This is a genomic window from Ligilactobacillus sp., assembly GCF_036846325.1.
In the GTDB taxonomy this organism is placed as follows: Bacteria; Bacillota; Bacilli; order Lactobacillales; family Lactobacillaceae; genus Ligilactobacillus.
The window spans coordinates 11,784-12,728 of sequence record NZ_DAIUCE010000057.1; the positions used below are offsets into that span (position 1 = coordinate 11,784).

General features: G+C 41.2%; 1 protein-coding gene. It reads right to left on the bottom strand.

The window, feature by feature from the left end; genetic code table 11:
• On the bottom strand, positions 1 to 912 hold a 912-nt coding region (locus V7Z60_RS06550; protein ID WP_334117045.1), incomplete at its 3' end, for a LysR family transcriptional regulator.
• Positions 913 to 945: the final 33 nt, after the last annotated feature.

Genomic DNA, 945 nt, shown 5'->3' on the forward strand with positions numbered 1-945 from the left:
AAATGACTGGCAAGAGTTTTGACAATGGTGCTTAATAATATTTTCTTTCAGGATTTCAAGCAGTTTCTCCTGCTTTTTCGTCAAAGCCAAATCAGTTCTCGCAGCGAGGGACAGGAAAAATTCAGGCGGATTTCTGTCAGTCAGTTCAAGCACCGCAAGCTGATCCGAATCAGAAACTGCCAGATCGGTCAAATATCCGATACCGATGTTTTCTTTGACCATCGCCTTCAAGAGATTGATGTCACTTGTCTTATAAATTACCTTTGGCCTGAAGTGTGCTCTATGCGCCATTTCCTTCAGGGCCTTACCGTGAACGAACCCCTTGTCTTGAATGATGAAGGGTTCGTTTTTTAATTCTGCAAAGCTTATTTTTTCTTTTTGAGCCAGGCGATGATGCCTTGAAACGATAATCTTAAGCGTGGAGCTTCCAAAGACGTCAACCCAAAGGTCATTGTTTGAAATCGGATTAATCGAACCAAGCAGAGCAAAATCAAGCGAACCGTTCAAAAGCATCTTTAACAGAGCCTGCGAACCTTCTTCCTTAATCTCGAGACTGTTCATCATATTATTTTCAAGAAAGTCAGGCATCAGTTTCGGGAAGTATCTGTTCCCGATGATTGGAGGCAGTCCCAGAGAGATTTTTTCGTCTTTCAAACGATCCAGTTCCTTTTGTGCAACAGTGAGTTCATTCAAAATTCTGGCAGCATGGAGATCAAACTTCAAGCCTGCTTCGGTCGTCCTAAGCAATTTATGCGACTGATCTCTGATCAAAAGTCTTGATTCCAGTTCTTCTTCAAGGCGTTTCAACGAAAGCGTAATCGTCGGCTGGCTTACGCCGAAGAATTCAGCGGCCTTTGAGAAATTTTTTGCTTCAACTAGATAATGATAATATTGCAAATCTTTGATATTCATTTTAAACCCCGTTTTAATAATGTTTTATCCAAT